Genomic DNA, 21,408 nt, shown 5'->3' on the forward strand with positions numbered 1-21,408 from the left:
CGGATCTGCGCGCGGGCGTCAGCGCACGAGCGTGAACTTGACCGTTCTCGCTCTGCCGCGGTTGCCGGCGGCGTCGGTCGCCACGAGCTGCAGCTCGTAGCTGCCGGCCGGCAGCGCGCGGCCGCCGAAGCGAGCGCTGAAGGGGATCGAGCTGGCGCCGCCGCGGACGCCGCGCGCGAACGTCTTGACGGTCGTGCGGAGCGTGCAGCGTCTGCCTCTGCGCGCGCCCGCGCGGCACTTGCCGCGCTGCTTGCGGCCGCTTCTGACGCGCACGACGGCGATCTTCACGGTCGCCGCCTCGGAGCTGCTGAGGCGGATCGTCGTGCCGCTCGGCGTGCTCGTGCGGCGGCGTCTTCTGGCCGCGGCGCGGGCGCTCGGGGGTGCGGGCGCGGCTGCGCGGGCGCTGCTCGCCCGTGCCGACAGCGCCGTGTTGCCTCTGCCGGCGCGGAAGCGGGTCGCCGACAGGCGCACGCCGGCGAGCGCCGGCGCGGTGCGGTCGCCGCCGCCTCCGCCGCCGGGCGGCGCCGCGACGACGTCGATCGTCGCGCTCGCGCCGCTGGCGTTGCCGACGGCGTCGGTCGCCGTCACGACGACGGTGCGCGCGCCCGGCGTGGCGAAGGTGTGGTCGACCTCGGCGCCCTGGGCGGTGCCGCCGTCGCCGAAGCTCCAGCCGACGGTCACCGGCCCGCTCATGTCGCTGACGTTCGCCCGCAGCTGGACCGGTCTGCCGGCGGTCGCGGTCGGCGGCACCGTCAGCGTCAGCCGCGGCGGGGCGCCGTCGAGCCGCCGCAGCACGATCGTCGCGGGGCCGCTCGCGGGCGCCTCACGTGTCGCGACGAGCGCCAACGGCTGCGCCGCCGTGCCGGCGACCGCGACGCGCGGCAGCGTCACCGCGCGCGTCTGCGCGCCGGCCTCGACCGGCGTGAGCGTGCCGCCGAGCGAGCGCTGCTGCAGCGACAGCGAGGGCGTCGCTCTCGCGCTCGTCTGCGCCGCGAGCGCGATCAGGCCGCTGCCGTCGGGCCAGGTCGCGGCGTGCGGGTCGGCGTAGGGCGCCGACGGCTGATAGCTGGGCGCCCCGACCTCCGCGAGGTCGCCGAGCGAGCCGGTCGCGAACAGCGGACGCTCGATCGCCTGCTGGCTGCCGTCGCCGAGTCTCAGCTGGGACAGCAGCAGCGCGTCGCCGCCGAGCGGGACCAGCGCGGGCGCCGCGATCCCGCCGAGGGCGTCGGCGACCGTCACCCCCATGTTCATCGCGCCGGCGTCGCTCCCGACCGCCGTCAGCAGTCTCGCGCCGACGCGCCAGACGACGATCGTCGCGCCGCCGGCGGTGACGACCGGCGCGGCGGCGTCGCTGCCGGATCCGTACGGCGTCCCGTCGATGCCGTCGACCGTCCAGGGCGCGTCCGCTCTGTTGCGGATCGCGAGGAAGCAGACGTCCGAACCGGGGAGGCAGAGCGTCGCGCTCGCGCGTCCGCCCTCTCCGGCTGCCGCGCGTGCGACGCCGACCTGTGCCGGACAGCCGCCGTTGCCGGACCAGTGCGAATCGGGCTGCTGGTCGCTGGTGAGGACCGTGCCGCCGGAGGTGACCTCGAAGACGCGCAGGACCTGGTCCGAGTACGAGCCTATGACGAGGCAGGTGGGGACAGCGACGAGGCCGCTGCCGTCCGTGCGCAGCGCGACCGACGGCGTGCCCCAGATGCCCGGGTCGAAGTCGCCCGGCCGGTCGATCGCCGTCGCCGCCGCGAAGCCGCCGCGCGGCTGACGCGTCGTGACCCGCAGTCTGCCGTCGGAGCCGGTCCAAGCGGCGAGCGCGTGGCCGTCGGGCGCCATCGCGACGTCGGGGTCGCTGCCGAGACCGCCGTCGACGACGACCGGCGCGGACGCGGACGCGCTCCAGAGCGCGAGCTTGACGGCGCCGGTCACGCTGCCGCCGCCGCGCCAGGCGGCGATCGCGTCGCCGCCGTCGGAGACGCCGACCGCGAGCGCGGTCGTGCTCGGCACGTCGAAGGAGCGGTCGATCGTGCTGTCGATCGACACCGGCGGGCTGAGGGCGGGGGCGGCGTCAGCGGCGACCGGCGCGAGCGCTGCTGAGGCGAACGCGACGACGGCGACGATCAGGGAGCGGCGGGGCCAGGACACGCGCCGCATCGTACTCCGCGCGCGCCAGGCCGGACAGGTTTCCGGCCGAGCGATGACCGCCCGGCGGGTGCGACGGGCGGGCGTGCACACCGGTTGGTCGACCGCCCGCACCCATTCTTGAGTTGAGTCGTAACGACGGTGACAGTTCATGAATTCCCAGTTACGGAGTGAGCGTCTACGTGTCATCGTCACGCGCATGTCCTCCCACTCCTTGCGCGGTCGCGCGCGTGGGGCACGTCGCGCTGCCCTGCCGCTCCTCATCGCCGCCCCGGTCGCGCTCGCGACCCTCCCCGCCGTCGCCCAGGCGGGCACCACCACGTTCAGAACCCAGGGCTGCGGCCAGACCTGGGAGGTCCCGGCCGGCGTCACCTCGGCGACCTTCGAGGTCCAGGGCGCCCAGGGCAAGAGCAGCGGCGGCCGCGGCGCGCTCGTCACCGCCGGCCTCGACGTCACGCCCGGCCAGACGCTGTACCTCTGCGTCGACAGAGGCGGCGGCGCGGGCGGCACGTCCGCCGGCGCCGCCGGCGGCGGCTACAGCTCGGTCGCCACCGGCCCCGACACGAGCGACGTGCGGATCGTCGCGGCCGGCGGCGGTGGCAGAGGCGCGAGCCTCGGCATCGGCACCGGCGGCGCGGGCGGCAACGCCGGCACGATCAGCGTCGCCGCCCAGGGCGGCGACGCCGGTGCCGCGAACGGCGGCCGGCCGGCCTCACCCAGCCCGGCCTCACCCGGCGTCGGCGGCGGCAACGCGGACAACATGGCGATGAGCGGCAGAAACGGCGACGCCTACGCCGGCGGGGCCGGCGGCAACGGCGCCGCCGGATCGGCCGGCGGCGGCGGTGGCGGCGCCGGCTACTACGGCGGCGGCGGCGGGTCCGGCGCTGCCTCCGGCGGCGCCAACAGCGCCGGCGCCGGCGGTGGCGGCGGTTCCAGCTTCTGCGCCTCGCCGACGTGCACGGCCGTGCTCGGCAGCGGCGAGGCCTACGTCACGATCAGCTGGACCGACCCGATCGCGACGACGACGGTCGCGACGGTCAGCAGCGGCCAGGTGCTCGCGGGCGATCCGGTCACGTACCGCGCGACCGTCAGCCCCGTGCCGAGCGGCGGGACCGTCCACTTCAGCGTCGGCGGCTTCACGCTCGAGAACTGCGACGCGAAGCCGGTCGACGCTGAGTCCGGCGTCGCCGAGTGCCAGTCGTGGATCACGGGCCCCCGGCGTGACGCCGAGCTGACGGCGACCTACAGCGGCGACGCCGCCCACGCGGGCTCGGAGGGCAGAGAGAGCTTCCACGTCTACGCCGGCGAGATCACCGCGACGCCGTCGCCGGACGCGCTGTTCGGCGAGGTCGAGTTGGGCGCCAGCACGACCAGAACGATCACCGTCGCCAACGTCGGCGACGCCGACGTCGCGATCAGCGAGCTGACCGGCATCCGCATCGGCGTCTACATGCCGACCGCGCCGATCGAGCTGAGCCCTCACTACAGCGCCGCCGACGACCAGTGCAGCGGCAGAACGCTGGCGCCGGGCGCGACCTGCGCCGTCGTCGTCAGATTCGCGCCGAGCGCGCTCGGCGAGCTGCTGGGCGAGTTCAGCGTCCGCTCCGACGCCTGGACCGGCAACGGTCGCGTCAAGCTGATCGGCACCGGGCTCGAGCCGAGACCGCAGGAGAGACAGCCGGAGACGAGAGATCCGGAGACCAGAGACCCGGAGACGAGACAGCCGCAGACGCCGAGCACGCCGGTCCCCACGCCGTCGAACCCGGCCCCGGCGGCCCCCGCTCCGGTGACGCCCGTCAAGCCGGCTGAGGTGCCTGCGCCGAGAAACCCGGCCGTTCCGGTTGGCGCCTCCTCGCCGATCGGCGTCGCGCAGCCGGCCGTGGTGACGCAGTCCGGCGCCGTCAGACTGCCGCTGGTCTGCCCGCCCGGCCAGCCGTGCAGCGTCTCCGGCACGCTGACGCTGGCGATCACCGGCGGTCGGGCGCGCAGCTCGGCGTCGAAGACGACGCGTGTGCTGGTCCGCTTCTCCGGGATCAAGGTCGCCGCCGGCAAGACCAAGACGCTGCCGCTGAAGCTGCCGGCCTCCTTCGTCAAGGAGCAGCAGCGCAAGGGCGTGCGCAAGCTGCGCACCACGCTGACCGTGAACACGACGCTCGGCAACGGCGCCAGAGTCACCAGACGCCAGGCCGTCACCCTGCTGATCCCGCGCGCCAGAGTCGCGCAGAGAACAGCCGCCCCGAGACAGACGGAGCGGCCCTCCTTCACCGGCTAGGTCAGTCGCGACAGGCCGAGCCGCCGCCCGCGACCGGACCGCCGTCCAGCAGCCCACCGAGCGAGGGCCGCGGGCGCGGGTCGGGCTCGGGCACGACGTAGCCGTCGCGCGCGACGTAGGTCCAGCTCGCGCCGTCGCGCGCGAGCCGCTGCACCGCGCTCAGCAGGCGATCGATGTCGTCGGCGGAGGTGCCGACGCCGATGCTGGCGCGGACGGCGTCGCGCAAGCGCCCGCCGTGGCCGTCGCCGCTGCCAGCGGCGAAGTGGTCCATCAGCGGATGGGCGCAGAAGGCGCCGTCGCGCACGCCTATGCCGTGCTCGGCGGCGAGCGCCGCCGCCAGCAGCGCCGGGTCGACGCCGTCGACGTTGAAGCTGACGACGCCGACGCGGTCGTGGCCGCGCTCCCACAGCTCGTAGGTGCGCACGCCGTCGAGCGCGTCGAGCCCGGCGAGCAGGCGCTCCAGCAGCTCCTGCTCGTGCGCGACGACGCGCTCCCAGCCGACCTCGTCCAGCGCCCGCACCGCCGCGGCGATCGCGACGGCGCCGAGCGCGGCCGGCGTGCCGGCCTCGTGGCGCGCCGCGCCGGTCGTCCACTCGACCTCCTCGACGGTGACGCGGCGGACCGCGCCGCCGCCGGCGATGTACGGCCGCCCCTGGTCGAGCCAGTCGGCCCGCCCGGCCAGCACGCCCGCGCCGTAGGGCGCGTACAGCTTGTGGCCGGAGAAGGCGACGTAGTCGACGTCCCAGGCGGCGACGTCGATCGGCCGGTGGGCGGCCAGCTGCGCGGCGTCGAGCGCGACGCGCGCGCCGTGGCGGTGCGCGAGCTGGGCGATCTGCTCGATCGGCCAGATCTCGCCCGTCACGTTCGAGGCGCCCGTGACGGAGACGAGCGCCGGGCCGCCGCCGAGTCCCGCCAGCTCCGTCTCCAGCGCTGCGAGCGCCGCGGCGGGGCTGGCCGGGATCGGCAGGTGGCGGACGTCGCCGCGCCGCCACGGCAGCAGGTTGGCGTGGTGCTCGCCGGCGAACGTCAGCGCCGTCGTGCCCGCGGGCAGCGCGCCCGCGAGCAGGTTGAACGCGTCGGTCGTGTTGCGCGTGAACAGCACGAGGTCGTCCTCGCGCGCGCCGACGAAGCCGCGCACGATCTCACGTGCGCGGATGTACGCCTCGGTGCTGACGAGCGACGCGAACCCCGCGCCGCGGTGGACGCTGCCGTAGTACGGCAGCAGCTCCGCGACGACGTCGGCGACCTGCTCCAGCGCCGGAGCGCTCGCCGCGTTGTCGAGGTTCGCGTACCGGACCCGTTCGCCGCCCACGAGCGGCACTTCGAGGTCGCTGCCGACGAGCGCGAGCAGGCGCTCGCCGGCGTGGACATGCTGCTCCGTGGCCGACACGCGTGCGACTACTTCTTGACCTTGACGGTGGCGGTCGTCTTGACGGCCAGGTAGCGCGCGTCGCCGGCCCACGCGATCGTCGCCTTCCAGGTGCCCTTCGGCAGCTTCGGCAGCTTCACCGTGACGACGCCCTTCTTCAGCGTGCCGGTGACCTTCTTGGTCGTCTTGCCCTTCTTCAGCGTGATCGTGACCTTGCCGGTCGCGGCGGCCGTGCCCTTGGGCGCGGCGACCGTCAGCTTGAGGCTGCCGCCGGCCTTGCTCGTCGGCAACTTCGTGACAGCGGCCTTGACGCTCTTGGCCTTGACCTTCTTGACCGCCGGCGCCGGCGCCGGGCTTCTCGTCTCCGGCGGGTTGCCGGTGCCGCCGGGCGGCGTGACCGGGGTTCTGTCGACCGGCGGGGGCGGGATGACCGCGTCGGCCGGCGTGACCGTCAGCGAGCCGCTCTTGCTGAACGGCGCGATCTGGTCGTCGCCAGCGTACGCGAGCGTGTAGTCGTAGCTGCCCGCGGCCAACGGCGGCAGCGCGAACGAGGCCGCGTTGCCGACGACCGTCGCCGAGCCCGTCACGACCGTCGCGCCGCCCTGCTTGACGACGAGCGAGACGTCGCCGGCCGGGACGCGCCCGTACTCGTTCGCGATCGCGATCGAGATCGAGCCGTTGGTGCCGGCCTTGAACGGGTCGGCCGTGACCGTCTGCGTCGAGACGACGCCGCCCGGGAGACCGCCGAAGAAGACCTCGGCCGCGCGCTTGGCGGCGGCGCCGCCGGCGATGCTGCTCGGGGTCGTGGCGTTGCCCCAGACTCTGTTGATGCTGTTCTTGCGGTTCTGCGCCAGGCCCCAGGCGGCGACGACCGTCGTCAGCGCCTCGCTCGGCGACGGCTGCGCCGCGACGTAGGCGGCCTTCGCGTCGTTGTAGCTGGCCGGTGCGGAGCCGCCGAGCGTCGTCAGCGCCGCGCTCAGCGCGGCCGGGCTGACCGCTCTCGGGTTGGCGCCGCCTCTGGCGACGGCGACCGTCGAGGGAGCGGTGTAGGTGACCGTCGCCGTGTCGGCGTCGGTCAGGAACTGCGCCGCGTCGGAGTCGATCGCGGTGTTCTGGTAGAGCGTCGCCGGATCGGTCTGCCAGCTGAACGCCGCCAGCTGGGCGTTGAGCGTCGTCCAGATCGGCGCGTCGAGCGGCAGCGTGCTGAGGTTGAGCTGGTTCGGCTGCGGGTTGACGTACGCCCACGACGACATGTACTCGGTGTAGGTGCCGTCGCCCTTGTCGATGATCCACTGGCGCGTGACGCCGGCGTTCGGATCGCTGCTCGTGCTGCCTCTGTAGCCGAGCAGGAACGGGACCTGCAGCTTTCTCGTCGTCTTCAGCGAGCTGCCGCTGTCGCCGCCGGAGTAGTACGTGACCGACTGCGAGGCGCTTCTCGACGGGTCGTACTGCGTTCTGATGTTCGTCAGGTGCTGGTCGACGAGGTCGCCGTAGAGGAAGCTCGCGTTGGCGTTCGTCGTGGCGCCGCTGGCGGCGAGGTTGCGCGTCTGCAGCGGGTTGACCGCGCTCGTCGTCGCGCCGCCGACCGTGCCGCCGTCGAGGACGGTGTCGAAGTTGAAGACGTGGACGTCGTTCTCCTGCGCGTATCTGTTGATCGCGGGGAGGACGGGCCGCGTGTTCGGGCACCAGGTGCCGCCGAAGAGGATGACCGCGTCTCTTCTCGCGTCGCTCTTCAGCAGGTGGACCAGCTCGGGGTAGGTGATCTGCTCGATCCGCCACTCGTCGGCGTCGTCGGCGTCGGTGATGACCGGGACGGTGCCGCCGGCCGAGACGCTGCCGGCCTGCTCGACCTGGCGCTCGTTGCTCTCCTCCTTCCACCAGTGGAACTGGTCGATCTCGGAGAGTCTCGAGGCGCCGCCCGCGGTCGCGATCGCGGTGCCGGCGTCTCTTCTGGCCGAGGCGGAGTCGGCCTGCTCGGTCAGGTTCGTCCAGGAGACGATTCTCTGCGGCTGGCCGCCGGCCGTGTTGTCCTTGTCGTAGATGAAGAAGTACGAGTCCGACGCGTCCGGGTCGAGGTCGGTCGCCGTGTAGTCGTAGAGCGCCCCGCCGGCGGTGTCGCCGACCTTCGTGCTGGTGCCGCTGCCACCCGCGTCGTTGACGACGCTCGCTCTCGTCGTGCCTCTGATGACCGTGCTCTCGGAGCCGACCGCGCCGCCCGAGAAGGCGAGGCTGACGCCGTTGCCGAGGTACTGGCCGACGAGGTTCAGCCAGGCGTTGCCGTAGATCGTCCGCGACGCGGTCGGCAGCGAGGTGATGCCGGCCGGGTTGCGGATGTCGAGGTTCGGCTCGTTGACGTTGCCGACTCTGACGCTGCCCGAGAGGTTCGGGTCGAACCAGAAGACGCGCTCGACGCCGGCGGCGTCGGCGGCGGCCTCGACGTCCTGGGCGCGCGCGGCAAAGCTCGCGTCGAGCGCCGGGTCGCCGATCAGGACGGCGAACTTGCCCTCCTGCTGCAGCAGCCACTGGAAGTGGTCATAGGTGACCGGCTCGATCGCCGGGTCGCTGTCGCTGGTCGACAGGCCGAGCGTCGACTGCAGGAATCTCGCGGTCGTGTAGTCGGTCGTGTTCGCGCTGCGCGACGGCGCGGCAGCGGCGTTCGTCACGCCGACGGCGAGGGGAGCGACCGCTGCCAGGACAGCAGCGGACCGCTTCCAGCGATGGAAGTTCGTCACGATCTCTCGTCTCTTCGTGGGTGTCAGTGTGTGGTGGTGGTGCTGCTGCGCGGGCGTGAGCGCTTGCCGAAGCCGAACAGCAGGCCGAGCCCGGTCAGCCCCGCGAGGGCGGCCAGGATCAGCTCTCCGGCGAGGCGGGTGTCGGTGCCGGCCGGCGAGCTGGCCAGCTCGTAGTCGGCGCTCGTCTCGGTGCCGTTGGCGGGAGCGGCGGCGCCGTCGGCAGCGGTCCCGTCGCCGGAGGCCGCGGCGCCTGCAGCGGCAGCGCCGTCGCCGGAGCCGTCGCCGTTGCCGGCCGCGGCGCCATCGCCGTTGTCGGCCGCGCCGCCGCCCTTGCCGCCGGCGGCCTTGCCGGCGCCGGCCTTGCCCGCGCCGGCCGCGCCCGCGCCCGCCACCGCGCCGGCGGCGTCGCCGCCGTCAGCCGAGGAGGTCGACGAGCCGCCGGCGGTCGAGGTCGACCCGCCCGTCGAGGTCGTCTTCGAGCCGGAGCTGGTCGTCTTGCCGCCCGAGCTGGTCGTCTTCGACCCGGAGTTCGTCGTCTTCGAGCCGGAGCTCGTCTTCTTGCCGCCCGAGCTGGTCGTCTTCGACCCGGAGCTGGTCGTCTTCGAACCCGAGCTGGTCTTCGTGCCCGAGCCGCTCGTCGTGGTCGTCGTGCCGCCGCCGCTGGTCGTCGGCGCGGACGTCGTCGGCGCGGAGGTCGACGGCGTCTGCGTCTGGGTCTGCGTCGGCGTCTGGGTCGCCGGCGGCGGAGTCGTCGTGGTCGGTGTCGTCGTGGTCGGCGTTCTCGTGCCGGTCCCTGATCTCTGCTGCGCCAGCCAGGTTCTGTAGGAGCTGATGCGGTCCCACTCGGTCCAGTTCGCCGTTCTCAGCAGGTTGCCGTCGTCGTCGTAGTACTGGATCTGGTTCGCGCCGAAGTCGTACTCGACGTTGGGGATCGGCGTGCAGGCCTCGTCGTCGTACCCGGGCAGCGTGTCTTCGCCATCGTGGTACGTCTGGCCGCCAATCGTGATGCTGATCGGCGCCGGATGGTCGGCCGGGTTCGTGATCGCGTGTGCAGGTGCCGCCCCGAAGAGGGCGACGCCGAGCGCGATGCCGCCGACGGGGAGCGCGCCTGCTGCGCGCGTCCAAGGCTTCACTGTCTTTTTCTCCTGGCTATCTCTGCTCGTCGGCGACGGCGAGTTCGTCCGCGCCCCAGTAGACCCTCGGGTGGTGCGGCGCCGGGTTGGCCGGCGGCTGCCACGCGGGGTCGGGGACGCCCTCGTACGGCACGACGTAGCGCGGCCAGGTGACCGGGATGCCGTGGTACGGGACTGGAACAGCTTGGTGTGCACCGACCGGCTGCTGCTGCGGCCAGGCGGGTGCGGGAAGGCCGGGGTAGGCGCCGGCGGGCGGCATGCCCGGGTACGCGCCGTTGTGCGCACCGTTGCCGACGACCTCCGACTCCGACAGCTCGTCGTCGTCGTAGAACTCGACGCGGCCGTCGAAGATGTCGTCGTCGAGCAGCCCTGTCTGGCGCGCGACGACGGTCGCGCTGACCGCCGCGGCGGTGACGTTCGTCGACGTCCGCGCCATGTCGGCGATGATGCTGATCGGGATCGTCGCGGCGACGAACTCCAGCGGCAGGTTGGCGGCCGACAGCACGGTCGCGGCCGCGACCGTCGCCGCACCCGGGACGCCGGCGGTGCCGACCGAGACGATCACGCCGAGCAGCGCCAGCAGCGCGTAGTCGCCGAGCGTGTAGTGGAGGCCGTAGGCGTTGATGCCCCAGACGGCGACCATGATCGGCCAGATGCCGGAGCAGCCGGGCATGCCGATCGTGCTCCCAAGCGGCGCCGTGAAGTGGGCGATCTCGGAGTGGACGCCGACCTGGCGGGTCAGCCGCGCGGTCGTCACCGGCAGCGTGCCGACGCTGCTCTGGGTGCTGAACGCGGTCAGCTGCGCCGGGAAGATCTTGCGGAAGAACGGCACGATCGGCACGTCCGCGAACGCCTTCAGGATCGCCGCGTTGACGAGGTACATGTGGATGAAGCAGGCGACCCAGACGAGCGCCAGCAGGCCCAGCAGCGACTTGAACGCGTCGCCGAGGTTGGAGCTGCTGCCGACCATGTGGGCGGTGAGCGCGACGACCGCGTACGGCGTGAGCCGGATGACGTAGCCGACCGCCTTGAAGATGACGAGCTTGAGCGCCTCGGCGCCGTCGCGGAAGATGCGGACCTGGGCCAGCTCCTTCTCGGCGATCGCGAGATAGGCGACGCCGAGCACGACCGCGATCAGGATGATCGGGATGATGTCGTTGGCGCCGAAGTTCTGGACGACGTTCGACGGGAAGAAGTCGACGACGACCTGGCTGAACGTCTGCACCTGACCCTGGACGGCGTCGGTCGAGAGGCCGCCGAGCTGGTTGCCGACGCCCTTGCCGGGCTGGAAGGTGAGCGCGAGGCCGAGCGCGAGCACGACCGCGAGCGCGTTGCTCAGCAGCAGCCAGAAGATCGAGCGCAGGCCGATGCTGCGCAGCTTCGCGAGGCTGTCGAGCGAGGTGATCGCGGAGATGATCGCGATCAGGATCAGCGGCGCGACGGTCGCCAGCAGGACGTTGATGTAGATCGTCCCGATCGGGGCGATCGCGTCGACGTGCTCCTTCGCGACGAGGCCGATCGGCACGCCGACCGCGAGCGCGAACAGCGCGATGAGGCTGAAGTTGAGGTTCCGCTTGCGCAGGAACCAGATGGCGACCCAGCTCACCGCCACCGCGGCGAGCGTTGCCGCCCCCGACCCGTTCGCATTCATGCCTGCTGCCCTTCGCCCTTCCGTAGACCTGACGCGCCCTGCCGACCTGCGTCCTCTGACTTCGGCTTAAACTACACCAACCTGGTCGAGTTTGTCTGGTAAAGCGAACGCGCCCAGTCGAACGTCCGATGCGACCAATCGCGCGACGTGGTGTCAGCGCATGCGCACTTGGCGCGTTCGCATCACACGAACGTAACGCGAAAGGGGCGACCGATCCGGACGATGTCGCGGTCATCGGCGCGATGCCTGCCAGAGGCCCGCGCCACTGTCCGATCACGGAGTCCAATGGTTCCCCGCCCCTCCTCGCGGCCGTCGGCCGGAGCGCTCGGTCGTTCCCGCACGGGCGCGCTCGCCGGCGCCGCCGCGGCGCTGCTGCTGACCGGCGGGCTGACGCTCGCGCCGGCCTCGATCCCGCTCGCCCCCGCCGCGGCCCGCGCCGCCGACAGCGACGTCGTCGCGATCCCCGACGCCACCCTCAAGGCGCAGATCAACAGAAAGATCAGCACGAGCCGCCCCGCCGACCAGGACGTCACCTACGGCGACGCGGCGAGAGTGACCGGCTCGCAGAGCCTGACGGGCCCGTTCACCGACCTGACCGGCATCGAGTCGCTCGTGAACCTCAGAGGCATCACGCTGCCGAACACGGCGACGCCGAGCACCTACACCACCCTCGCGCCGGTGGCGAACCTGACCGGCCTCCAGCTGCTGAGCGTCGGCAGCAGCGCCGTGCGCGACCTGAGACCGATCGCGGGGCTGACGAACCTGGTCAACCTGACGGTGTCCGGCGGCAGAGTGATCGACCCGTCGCCGCTGGCCTCGCTCACGAGACTCGCGACGCTGTCGCTGGCCAACAACTCGATCAGCGACGTCAGCGGGCTGCCGAGCCTCAAGAGCGCGACGGCGCTGAACCTGAGCGGCAACCGCATCGCGGACCCGTCACCGCTGGCCGCCAAGCTCGACAGCGCGACGATCACGACGCTGAACCTGAGCAGAAACCGGATCACCGACATCTCCTCGCTGGCCCCGTTCGGCAGCGGCAAGCTCGGTCAGTACACGACGTCCACCAGCGGCCTCAGCGTCAGCTTCAACCGCATCACCGACCTGACCCCATTGGACAGCTGGACCAGACTGCCGTCCTCCAACCAGAGCGGCAGCCAGAACCTCTACGTCGGGCCCTACCACGCCGGCGGGATCGTCCTGCCGCCGTTGAGACAGATGACGGCGTACGCCAACCCGGTCGCGGTCAATCCCGTGACAGCGGGCAGCTACGACCCCGCGACGGGCCTGCTGACGGTGACCGACGAGAGCGCCGCGAGCGTCGCGCTCGCATCGATCGCACCCGGAGCGGCGGTGCCGGACACGCGCTGGGTCGTCACCTTCTCGACCCCGCCGGCCGACCCCAACGACGGCACCCCGCCGACGGTCAGCGGGGACGCCACGGTCTGGTCGACGCTGACCGTGACCGACCCCGGCACGCTCGGCGACGCGCCGGGCGACGCCCCCGCCTGCCTGAGCGCAGACCTCAGATACCAGTGGCTGCGCGACGGTCAGGAGATCGTCGTCAACCCGCACAGCGCCAGAATCGACGCGCCCGAGAACCCGCCGTTCGGCGCCAACCCGCCGACCGCCGTCTATTACACCGTCTCGCCGCAAGACCTCGGGCACAGACTGTCGGTGCGCGTCTCCTGCTTCACCAGCGGCCGGCAGTCGACCTCCGACCTCAGCGCAACGGTCACCAACGGCGAGGTCGAGAAGCCCGTGATCGGGGTTCAGGACGGCACGCAGTACCGCGATCCGCTGATCCCGGGGACGACCACCGCGACGACGCTGCCGGAGGGCCGCTCAGGCGTCGCGCTCGAGCCCGGCGGGACGAGAATCCCGTTCTACGTCGGTGCCCTCGGCGCCGACGGCCGGCTGATCGACGCCGCGCAGCTGAGACTCAGCGTCAGCGTCGCGAACGCGACCACCGAGACCGTGCGCGACCCCGCGACCGTCCTCGGTCCCGACGACGTCGAAGTGGGCGGCAGCGGCGCCGATCGCTGGATCGTCCTGCATCCGCAGCAGCACACCGCCGGAAGCGCGTTGACGGTCACCGTCACGGTGACGGGCCCGACCGGCAAGAGCGAGCAGGTCGCCTTCCCCTACGTCGTCTCGCGCGCGACGACGCCGACCAGCCGCGTGCTGCTCGGCACCAGCGACGCCTCGACGGCGATCGCCGTCGGCGACGGTCACCTGCTCGTCGCCGACGACGAGCAGACCGCGATCCGCCTCTACGACGCGCGCGTCTCCGGCCGCGAGGTCGCGACCTTCAGCCCCGGCGGCACCAACGGCGAGATCGACTTCGAGTCCGCGGCGCGCAAGGGCGACCGCGTCTACTGGCTCGGCTCGCACGGCAACAAGAAGAGCGGCAACCCGGAGCCGAGCCGTCACCGCATCTTCCAGACGCGCCTGAGCGGCAGCGGCGCGAGCGCGCGGCTTGAGCCGGTCGGCCTCCCTTACCAGAACCTGCGCAGCGACCTGAGAGCGTGGGACCATGCGAGCTTCGGCGGCAGACTCGGCCTCGACGACACCGACATCGGCAACCTCCCGCCGACCGAGCTGAAGGGCTTCAACATCGAGGGCGCCGAGTTCTCGCCCGACGACAGCGCGCTGTACCTCGGCTTCCGCTCGCCGGTCGTCCCGGCCGCCGCCGACGGCAGAGCGCTGATCGTGCCGCTGCTGAACGTCGCGGCGCTGACCGAGGGCAGCGAGACGAGAGCGCGCTTCGGCGACCCGATCCTGCTCGACCTCGGCGGCCATAGCATCCGCGAGATCCGCAAGAACGCCGCCGGCGAGTACCTGATCCTGTCCGGCACCGCCGGCCCGGCGACGAGCGCGAGCGAACAGGCGCTGTGGGCGTGGGACGGCGACCCCGCCGTCGCCCCGGTGCGGCTGACGACGCCGGTCCCGGCCGACCTCGAGCCCGACCACAGCGACAACGCCGGCGCCTGGGAGGGGATCGGCGAGATGCCGGCACGGCTCGCGCCCGGCCAGTCGCTGCAGCTGATCATGGACCAGGGCTACGACAAGCTCCACACGGGGCTGGACAACAAGGACGAGCGCAACGACTGGCGGCGCAAGTCCCGCACCGACCGGTTCGAGCTGACCGGCCCCGTCGGCACGATCGCCGCCGCGAACGTGGCGTCGATCGCCTTCGCCGCGCAGGCGGCGCAGACGACCGGCGCGCCGAGAGTCCTCACCGTCACCAACGGCGGCTCCGGCAGACTGCGGATCGGCAGAGTGCGCAAGCTCGACAGCGACGGCGAGTCGGTCCACGACTTCCTCGTCACGCTCGACGACTGCGCCGGCGAGACGCTGCTGCCGGGTCAGTCGTGCAGCGTCGGCCTGCGCTTCTCCCCGGCGCGCGAGAACACCGCGTCGAGCGCGACGCTCGTCGTCGCGACGAACACCGCGAGCGGCGAGCTGCGCGTGCCGCTGACGGGCACCAGCACGTTGCTCCCAACCGGGCCGGCCGGCAGAGACGGTTCCGACGGCTCCAACGGCAGAGACGGCGCCGACGGCAGAGACGGTTCCGACGGCTCAAACGGGAGAGACGGCACGGACGGCGCCGACGGCAGCGATGGCGCCAACGGCAGAGACGGCGCGACCGGCGCCACGGGCAGAGACGGCGCCAACGGAGGTGCCGGCGCCAAGGGCGACACGGGCGCCAACGGCGCTGACGGCCGCGACGGCGCGGCCGGACCGTCCGGTCCCGCGGGCCCGGCCGGCCCGAAGGGCGACGCGGGCGCGAAGGGCGACGCGGGCGCCGACGGCAGAGACGGCACCTTCTCGCTGGCGGCGACGAGAGCCGGCGCGACGAGAGTCCGCCGCGGCCGCACCGCGACGGTCTCGTTCCGCCTCCGCAACGACACGAGCGCCGCGTTCGCCGGGTCGCGGCTGACGCTGACGGCGCCGAAGTCGCTGAAGGCCAGCGGCACGCGCTCCCTCAAGCTCGCGACGCTGGCCGCCGGGAGATCGCGCGTGGTGCGCGTGCGCCTGACGATCGGCCGCACGGCGGCGCTCGGCACCCACACCGTCACGGTCCGCATGAAGGTCGGCGGCGAGACGGTCACGCAGCAGGTCAAGCTGCGCGTCACGCGGTAACGACAGCCGCCGCCCGGCCCGCCGCGGCCGGGCGGCGTCGCTGAGCTGGCCCGCGGGGACGCCTCCCCGCGGGCCGGCCGCTTCAGCCGGCGGCCGCGCGGCCGATCGATGGGGCATGACCGCCCCTGTCCGTCGAGCGCTGCTCGCCGCCGCGCTGCTCCCGCTGCTCGCCGTGCTCGCCCCCGCGCCGGCCGCGAGCGCGCTCCAGCTGCAGCTCGTCAACGACAGCGGCGTGCCGGACGACGACGTCTACGTGACCGTCGCCGGCGACTCGTTCGACGTGCCGGGGATGAGCGACGACGTGCCGGTCACGCTCGCCTCGATCCCCGGCGGCACGCTGACGGTCGACACGCTGGTCTCCGGTCGCGTCTACGTCGCCTACGGCGCGCCGGTCACGACGAGCGTCCCCTTCTCCTCGCCGACGCGCTTCGACTGGGCCGAGCTGACGGTCAAGCCCAGCTCCTCCGACGTCGCCAACCTGACCGCCGTCGACCAGTTCGGGATCGGCATGCAGCTGGCGACGCTCGACGGCGCCGGCAGAACGCTGGAGACGCTCGGCGCGGCCAACTCGCAGACGATCTTCAGCGCCCTGCAGCAGATCCCCGGCGGCCCGCAGGCGACCGTGCGCGGCGCGGGCGGCGAGATCGTGCGCGTCGTCTCGCCGCTGCACAGCGACGCCTACCCCGACCTCGGCGACTACGTCCGCTCGCTCGCCGGCCAGACCGTCACGCTGCACACGGCCTTCTTCGGCAGCCCCTTCACGACGAGCGCCTACAGCGGCACCTTCGCCGCCGACGGCTCGATCGCGCTGTCCGGCACGAGCGATCCCGCGGGCGCCGCGCCGGCGAGCTTCCAGCTCGCAGGCGAGACGCTGATCGACGCGATCTACACCGGCGCGGGCACGCCGAACACGCTCCAGGGCGCGATCACGCGCGACCTCTACGCCGGCTTCAGCACCGGGCTGTGGGGCGGCGTCTACGGCAACGACGCGATCGCCTTCTGCAGCGACGCGGTCACGACCGCGCAGGGCTCCTGGTGCCCGAACGGCTTCAACCAGCCGGCCTTCGGCGATGCCCGCGCGAGACTGTCGCCGTTCGCCACCTGCGAGAAGTACGCGGCCGTCATCAACGCCTACGCCGACGTCTACGGCAACCCCTACAGCGACGCCTCCAAGCGCGTCACCGTCGGGCTCGACCAGCCGGGCAGCGGCGGCACGGTGCAGACGCTGAAGCTGACGATCCTGCCCGACAGCGGCGACGCCAGACCGGTCGCCGGCGGCAACCTCGCCTGCGGCGCCGCGGTGCCGGCGAACCCGCTGCCGGAGCCGCCCGCGCAGCCGGCCGATCCGATCACGCCGGGTCCGGCGGCCGGCGCGGCCCCCGCACCGGCACCGGCGGCGAGACGCCCCGGCCGCGCGACCGCCCCGCACCGCCGCATCGCCGCCCGCGTGGCGCTGCGCAGACGCGTGCGCGTGGAGCGCCGCGTCGTGTGGGTCGGGAGCGTCCGCTGCGGCCGCCTGCGCTGCGGCCGCGTCGCGCTCGGCGCCCGTCACGACCGCCGCCTCGTCGCGCGCGGCCGGATCGCGCACGCCGGCCCGCGCGCGGCGCTGCGCCTGCGGCTGACCCGCCACGGCCTGCGCGCGCTGCGCCGCCACCACCGCCTGCGCACGCGCGTGGTGGTCGTCGTCCGCCGGCCGCACGCGAAGCCGCTGCGCCGCTCGGCGATCGTCGTGCTCGTGCGCAGGTGAGCCGTCGCACCCGGCCGAGCGGCGCGATCGCGTCCACCGCCGCGACGCCCGCGAGCGGGCCGAGCGGCGTGGTCGCGTAGATTGGTCTGGATGGTCCGTCGTCCCCCGCGCAGCCGTTGACGCGCTCGCGCCCTCGCCCCGCTCGCCAGCGCCGCCGCCGTCGCCCGCTGCTGCTGGCGGTCGTCCCACCGGTCCTGCTCGTGCTGGCGCTGATCGCGACCCCGCTGATCGTGCGGCTGACGCATCGCGGCGAGGCGCTGCCGGGCACGACCGTCGCCGGGATCGACGTCGGCGGGCGCGACAGAGCCGCGCTGCGGGCGCAGCTGAGACCGCTCGCGAACCCGCGCAGCGCGGTCGTCGTGATCGCCGGCGGCAGACGGCTGACGGTCCAGCCGCGCCAGGCCGGCTATCGCGTCGCCGTCGACGCGACCGTGCGCGAGGCGCTCCGTGCCGGCCGCGGCGGGCTGTTCGGCGGGCTGCCCTCGACGCTCGCGGGGCTCGTCTCGACGCGCCACGTCGAGCCGGTCGCCCAGGTCGACCCGGTCGCGCTGCGGCGAGCCGTGCAGCGGATCGCCAGAGCGGTCGACGAGCCCTCCTTCAGCGGCGAGCTGCAGATATCCGACAGCCTCGACGTCAGCGCCGACCCGCCGCACGCCGGCCGCGTGATCGACGCCGACCAGCTGCAGGCGCGGCTGAGAGCGGCGCTGCTGGCGCGTTCGAGCGGGCCGCTGCGGATCGCGATGAGAGCGGCGCCGGTCGTCTCGGCCGCCGAGGTCGACGCGGCCGCGAACGAGGCGAGCGACTACCTCACCGAGCCGCTGACGGTGGCCGGTGCCGGGGCGCCGACGCAGGTCGCGCCGCGCGAGCTGGCGAGGGTGCTGGCGCTGGAGCCGATAGACGGCGGCCGCCGCGTGCGGCTCGGCGTCGACGCGGAGGCGGTCGACCAGCTCGTCGCCGGGATCGCGAAGGCGCGCGACAGAGCCCCGCGCGACGCCCACGTCGCCGACGCCGCGAGCACGGTCGTGGTCGACGGCAGAGGTGACCTGTCGTGGAGACCGCGGCGCGTGCGCGTGACGATCGCGCCGGCACGGGCCGGCAGCAGAATCGACCAGCCGGCGCTCGCGCGCGCGGTCACCGCCGCCGTGCGCGAGGACCGCCACAGCGTGCGCGCGCGGACGACCAGGATCGCGCCGGAGGTGACGACGAGCGCCGCGCGCAGATCGAGCCAGCTGATCGGCACCTTCACGACCTACTACGAGCCGGGCCAGCCGCGCGTCAGGAACATCCGCACGATGGCGAGCGCGGTCAACGGCACCGTGATCGCGCCCGGCGAGCAGTTCTCGCTCAACGGCGTCACCGGCGAGCGCACGCGCGCGAAGGGCTACGTGCCGGCGCCGTTCATCGCCGACGGCAGACTCGAGCCGTCGGTCGGCGGCGGCGTCTCGCAGTTCTCCACGACGATGTACAACGCCGCCTACTTCGCCGGCCTGCAGCTCGACAGCAGCCAGCCGCACAGCGCCTTCATCGACCGCTATCCGCCCGGCCGCGAATCGACGCTCAACTACCCCGACATCGACCTCACCTGGACCAACGACACCGGCGCCCCGATCCTCGTCCGCGCCACCAGCACCGACACCTCGGTGACGGTCAGCCTCTACGGCGACAACGGCGGCCGCAGCGTCCGCGCGATCACCGGCCCGCGCAGAGCGGACGGCGACGGCTTCTCGATCGAGGTCACGCGCGTCGTCAGGTACGGCGACGGCAGAGTCACCCGCACCCCGCGCACGACGACGTACAGACCGCTCGACGAGTAGCGGCCCGCGTCAGCCGCGGACCCACTCCTTCGCCTCCTCCAGCTGGCCGGGCTCGGCGACGAGCACGTCGCCGGGGACCATCCAGGTGAACAGGCGCATCGATCTGGCGACCCAGCCGACGTCGGTGACGAACGCGAACCGCCGCCAGGCGGCGTGGTCGCGGACCATCGCCTGCAAACCGGTCTTGACGTCCTCGGCCCAGGCGCCGGGCGCGAGGCCGTGGAAGTCGGTCAGCAGGAACACAAGCCGCAGCTCGCCGGAGGCGACGCCGTCGCGCAGCGCCGGCTCCAGCACGTCGGTGTAGTCGCTCTTGCTGAGCGTGCCCGACGCGCGCAGGCCGACGGTCCCGGGCGGCATGTCCTCGATGCGCTCGATCATGGAGCGGTCCTACCCGAACGGGCCGTCGACGACGAGCGGCGTCGCGCGGCGGGTGCAGGTGGCGGCGACGAGCAGCGTCGCGGTCGTTCTCGGGATGCCGGCGTTGACGTTGACCGGCGGATTGACGACGGTGACGCTGTACGAGTTCGTCTTCGAGGTGACGGCGGCGGCCATCGGATGCGTCAGCACCGAGTTGCCGCCGATCAGGTGGGAGCCGCCGAAGACCACGTAGCCGGCCGGGCATCTGGCGCTGACCGTGCGGACGCTGCCGGAGACGATCCCGCCGACCTGCTTCTTCACGAGCTTGACGGTGCCGCGCATTCTCGGCGTTCTTCTCGCTCTCGATCTCGCTCTCGCGGCCGTCCGCGCGCTCGCCATCGTCGGCCCGTCGTTGAAGACGACCGGCCGGCGGTTGGCCGCGCAGATCGCCAGCACGCGGATCGACGCGTTCGCTCTGAAGACGCCGAGCGACGGGTTCGACGGCGGCGTCACGAGCGTCGCCGAGTAGTCGTTGCTCTGCGACAGGACGGCCGCGTTGGCGGCGTGGCCCCAGAGCGAGTCGCCGATCGTGTAGCCGCCGCTGAAGACCGACAGCGCGCCGGAGCGGCAGCCCGTGTTGACGTTGCGCACGTCACCGTTCTGGACGCCGGTCGCCTCGTCCACGCGGAAGTCGACCGTCGAGGGCAGGTTGCCGTTGCGCAGCCCCGGGTCGGGGATCGTGCTGTCGCCGCCGCGGTGCTTCGGCGGCCCGATCGGCCCGTCGAAGACGACCGGGCGGCCGTCCTCGGCGCAGATCGCCGCCGCCGTGATCGTCGCGTCTTGCGCGCCGACGCCGGCGAACGCGTTGACGGGCGGGTTGACGACGATCGCGCGGTAGAGGTTCTTGTCCGGGACCGGAGTCGCCCCGGCCGCGTGCGCGAACAGCGAGCCGCCGCCGATGATGTAGGAGCCGCCGAGCACCGAGTAGCCGCCGGGGCATCTCGCCTCCGCGACCCCGACGTCGCCGACCGCGACTCCGTCGACCTTCGCTCTCACGAGCGCGACCGTCGGCGCCCAGCGATCCGCTCTCGGTCTCGCCGCCGCGGCGGCCGTGCCGTCCGACGCGCCGACTCCCGCCAGCACGGTCAGCGCGAGCGCCGTGCAGCGGTTCCGGGTGTGCCGTGACACCGTCATGCGGCGCGATCCTACAGATCGCGGGACCGCGCGCCCAGACCGTTCAACGCTGGTCAACACTGTCCCTCCCAGGATCGACTTTCCTCGCGGGCGATTCCCACCCCGGAAGGAAGTGACCTGTTGCCCCGTAGTCCGTTCGCCCGACCGTCCCGGCTCGTGGCGCCGCTGCTGGCCGTCTCGATCACGGCGTCGCGTCGCTGCCCGACGGCAACGGCAGATTCCCGCAGATCAGCGGCTTCACCGCCGGCCTCACGACCGGCGGCAGAGGCGGCGACGGCTACCCGTTCGAGGGCCTGACGAGCGTCGCGGCGACGCAGGGCGGCGGCTTCCTGCCGTACCAGCAGACGCTGTACCAGTACCTCACCGACCCGAGCACGAGCGTCGTCGCCGGCACGCCGGCACTCGGCGGCGCGGTCACCACGACCACCCACCCGGGCACGGGCCGCATAACCTTCGTCCCTGAACGCAGGCCGCAAACCGACCGCAGTGCGACGGCCCTCTCCGGAGGGCCGTCGCCTTTGCCGACCGGGAGGCAGGAGCCCGCCGCGCTGCTGTTCGCCCTCGACGCCGATCGCCTGGATGCTGCTCAACAACTGCCAGAATCGTGGTCATGCCCGAAACGCTGGCGATCCTCTCCGATAGAGCGACGTTGGAAAAGATCCGCGAAGGCGACGCTGCCATCGCCGCCGACGACTCGATCTCGCTCGAAGCACTGCGGGCGCAGCTCCAGCAGTCATCCAGTGCCTGCCTGACAAGTACGCCACAGCGGTAGTCGAAGTACTCGCACGCATCGCCGAGGACCTGGGACGCCTCGGCAAGCCGCTGCGCCTCGGACTCGACGACTCGGCGTGGACCGTCCG

The 21,408-nt window shown here is 73.1% G+C and carries 13 protein-coding genes; 5 read left to right on the plus strand and 8 right to left on the minus strand.

The window, feature by feature from the left end:
• Window positions 1-18: 18 nt before the first annotated feature.
• Complete coding sequence (locus Q7L73_RS11775) at window positions 19-2,139, minus strand: PKD domain-containing protein (RefSeq protein WP_304689956.1); 2,121 nt, start codon at window positions 2,137-2,139, stop codon at window positions 19-21.
• Window positions 2,140-2,335: 196 nt separating this feature from the next.
• Between Q7L73_RS11775 and Q7L73_RS11780 the strand changes: the two genes are divergently transcribed.
• Window positions 2,336-4,408 (plus strand): hypothetical protein, encoded by a 2,073-nt coding sequence (locus Q7L73_RS11780; protein WP_304689958.1) that lies wholly within the window; start codon window positions 2,336-2,338, stop codon window positions 4,406-4,408.
• Window position 4,409: 1 nt separating this feature from the next.
• Here the strand turns inward: Q7L73_RS11780 and Q7L73_RS11785 are convergent, their stop codons facing one another.
• The 4 genes from Q7L73_RS11785 to Q7L73_RS11800 all read right to left on the minus strand — a co-directional run bounded on the left by Q7L73_RS11785 (window position 4,410) and on the right by Q7L73_RS11800 (window position 11,248).
• Entirely contained in the window at window positions 4,410-5,798 is a 1,389-nt protein-coding gene (locus tag Q7L73_RS11785; RefSeq protein WP_304689960.1) for an aminotransferase class V-fold PLP-dependent enzyme, read from the minus strand.
• An 8-nt stretch (window positions 5,799-5,806) separates the two neighbouring features.
• Window positions 5,807-8,440, minus strand: coding sequence for an Ig-like domain-containing protein (locus Q7L73_RS11790; protein WP_304689962.1), 2,634 nt, complete (start codon window positions 8,438-8,440; stop codon window positions 5,807-5,809).
• A gap of 92 nt (window positions 8,441-8,532) precedes the next feature.
• Complete coding sequence (locus Q7L73_RS11795; RefSeq protein ID WP_304689964.1) at window positions 8,533-9,642, minus strand: hypothetical protein; 1,110 nt, start codon at window positions 9,640-9,642, stop codon at window positions 8,533-8,535.
• 16 nt (window positions 9,643-9,658) lie between these two features.
• Window positions 9,659-11,248, minus strand: coding sequence for a cation:dicarboxylate symporter family transporter (locus tag Q7L73_RS11800; RefSeq protein ID WP_304689965.1), 1,590 nt, complete (start codon window positions 11,246-11,248; stop codon window positions 9,659-9,661).
• A gap of 330 nt (window positions 11,249-11,578) precedes the next feature.
• Between Q7L73_RS11800 and Q7L73_RS11805 the strand changes: the two genes are divergently transcribed.
• The 3 genes from Q7L73_RS11805 (at window position 11,579) to Q7L73_RS11815 (ending at window position 18,997) form a co-directional block, all read left to right on the plus strand.
• Window positions 11,579-15,436 (plus strand): NEW3 domain-containing protein, encoded by a 3,858-nt coding sequence (locus Q7L73_RS11805; protein ID WP_304689966.1) that lies wholly within the window; start codon window positions 11,579-11,581, stop codon window positions 15,434-15,436.
• A gap of 115 nt (window positions 15,437-15,551) precedes the next feature.
• A complete protein-coding gene (locus Q7L73_RS11810; RefSeq protein ID WP_304689967.1) occupies window positions 15,552-17,183 on the plus strand; it encodes a beta-1,3-glucanase family protein in 1,632 nt (543 codons plus the stop codon).
• A gap of 116 nt (window positions 17,184-17,299) precedes the next feature.
• Window positions 17,300-18,997 (plus strand): VanW family protein, encoded by a 1,698-nt coding sequence (locus Q7L73_RS11815; protein ID WP_304689968.1) that lies wholly within the window; start codon window positions 17,300-17,302, stop codon window positions 18,995-18,997.
• Window positions 18,998-19,006: 9 nt separating this feature from the next.
• Here the strand turns inward: Q7L73_RS11815 and Q7L73_RS11820 are convergent, their stop codons facing one another.
• The 3 genes from Q7L73_RS11820 to Q7L73_RS11830 all read right to left on the minus strand — a co-directional run bounded on the left by Q7L73_RS11820 (window position 19,007) and on the right by Q7L73_RS11830 (window position 20,987).
• Window positions 19,007-19,375: an STAS/SEC14 domain-containing protein gene (locus Q7L73_RS11820; RefSeq protein WP_304689969.1), complete on the minus strand. Its 369-nt coding sequence runs from the start codon at window positions 19,373-19,375 to the stop codon at window positions 19,007-19,009.
• A gap of 9 nt (window positions 19,376-19,384) precedes the next feature.
• Window positions 19,385-20,548: a hypothetical protein gene (locus Q7L73_RS11825; protein WP_304689970.1), complete on the minus strand. Its 1,164-nt coding sequence runs from the start codon at window positions 20,546-20,548 to the stop codon at window positions 19,385-19,387.
• Window positions 20,549-20,825: 277 nt separating this feature from the next.
• On the minus strand, window positions 20,826-20,987 hold the full coding sequence (locus tag Q7L73_RS11830; protein ID WP_304689975.1) for a hypothetical protein: 162 nt from the start codon (window positions 20,985-20,987) through the stop codon (window positions 20,826-20,828).
• Between the two features lie 171 nt (window positions 20,988-21,158).
• Here Q7L73_RS11830 and Q7L73_RS11835 point away from each other — a divergent pair, with 171 nt between their 5' ends.
• Window positions 21,159-21,320 (plus strand): hypothetical protein, encoded by a 162-nt coding sequence (locus Q7L73_RS11835; protein WP_304689977.1) that lies wholly within the window; start codon window positions 21,159-21,161, stop codon window positions 21,318-21,320.
• The last annotated feature ends 88 nt before the right edge of the window (window positions 21,321-21,408 follow it).

This window comes from Conexibacter sp. CPCC 205762 (assembly GCF_030646155.1).
GTDB lineage: Bacteria > Actinomycetota > Thermoleophilia > Solirubrobacterales > Solirubrobacteraceae > Conexibacter.

What these genes read in the sequence shown, in the direction of transcription:
- Q7L73_RS11780 (WP_304689958.1), top strand. Translation starts at nt 2,336, where the DNA reads ATGTCCTCCCACTCCTTGCGCGGTCGCGCGCGTGGGGCACGTCGCGCT.
- Q7L73_RS11805 (WP_304689966.1), top strand. Translation starts at nt 11,579, where the DNA reads ATGGTTCCCCGCCCCTCCTCGCGGCCGTCGGCCGGAGCGCTCGGTCGT.
- Q7L73_RS11810 (WP_304689967.1), top strand. Translation starts at nt 15,552, where the DNA reads ATGACCGCCCCTGTCCGTCGAGCGCTGCTCGCCGCCGCGCTGCTCCCG.
- Q7L73_RS11820 (WP_304689969.1), bottom strand. Translation starts at nt 19,375, where the DNA reads ATGATCGAGCGCATCGAGGACATGCCGCCCGGGACCGTCGGCCTGCGC.
- Q7L73_RS11825 (WP_304689970.1), bottom strand. Translation starts at nt 20,548, where the DNA reads ATGACGGTGTCACGGCACACCCGGAACCGCTGCACGGCGCTCGCGCTG.
- Q7L73_RS11835 (WP_304689977.1), top strand. Translation starts at nt 21,159, where the DNA reads ATGCCCGAAACGCTGGCGATCCTCTCCGATAGAGCGACGTTGGAAAAG.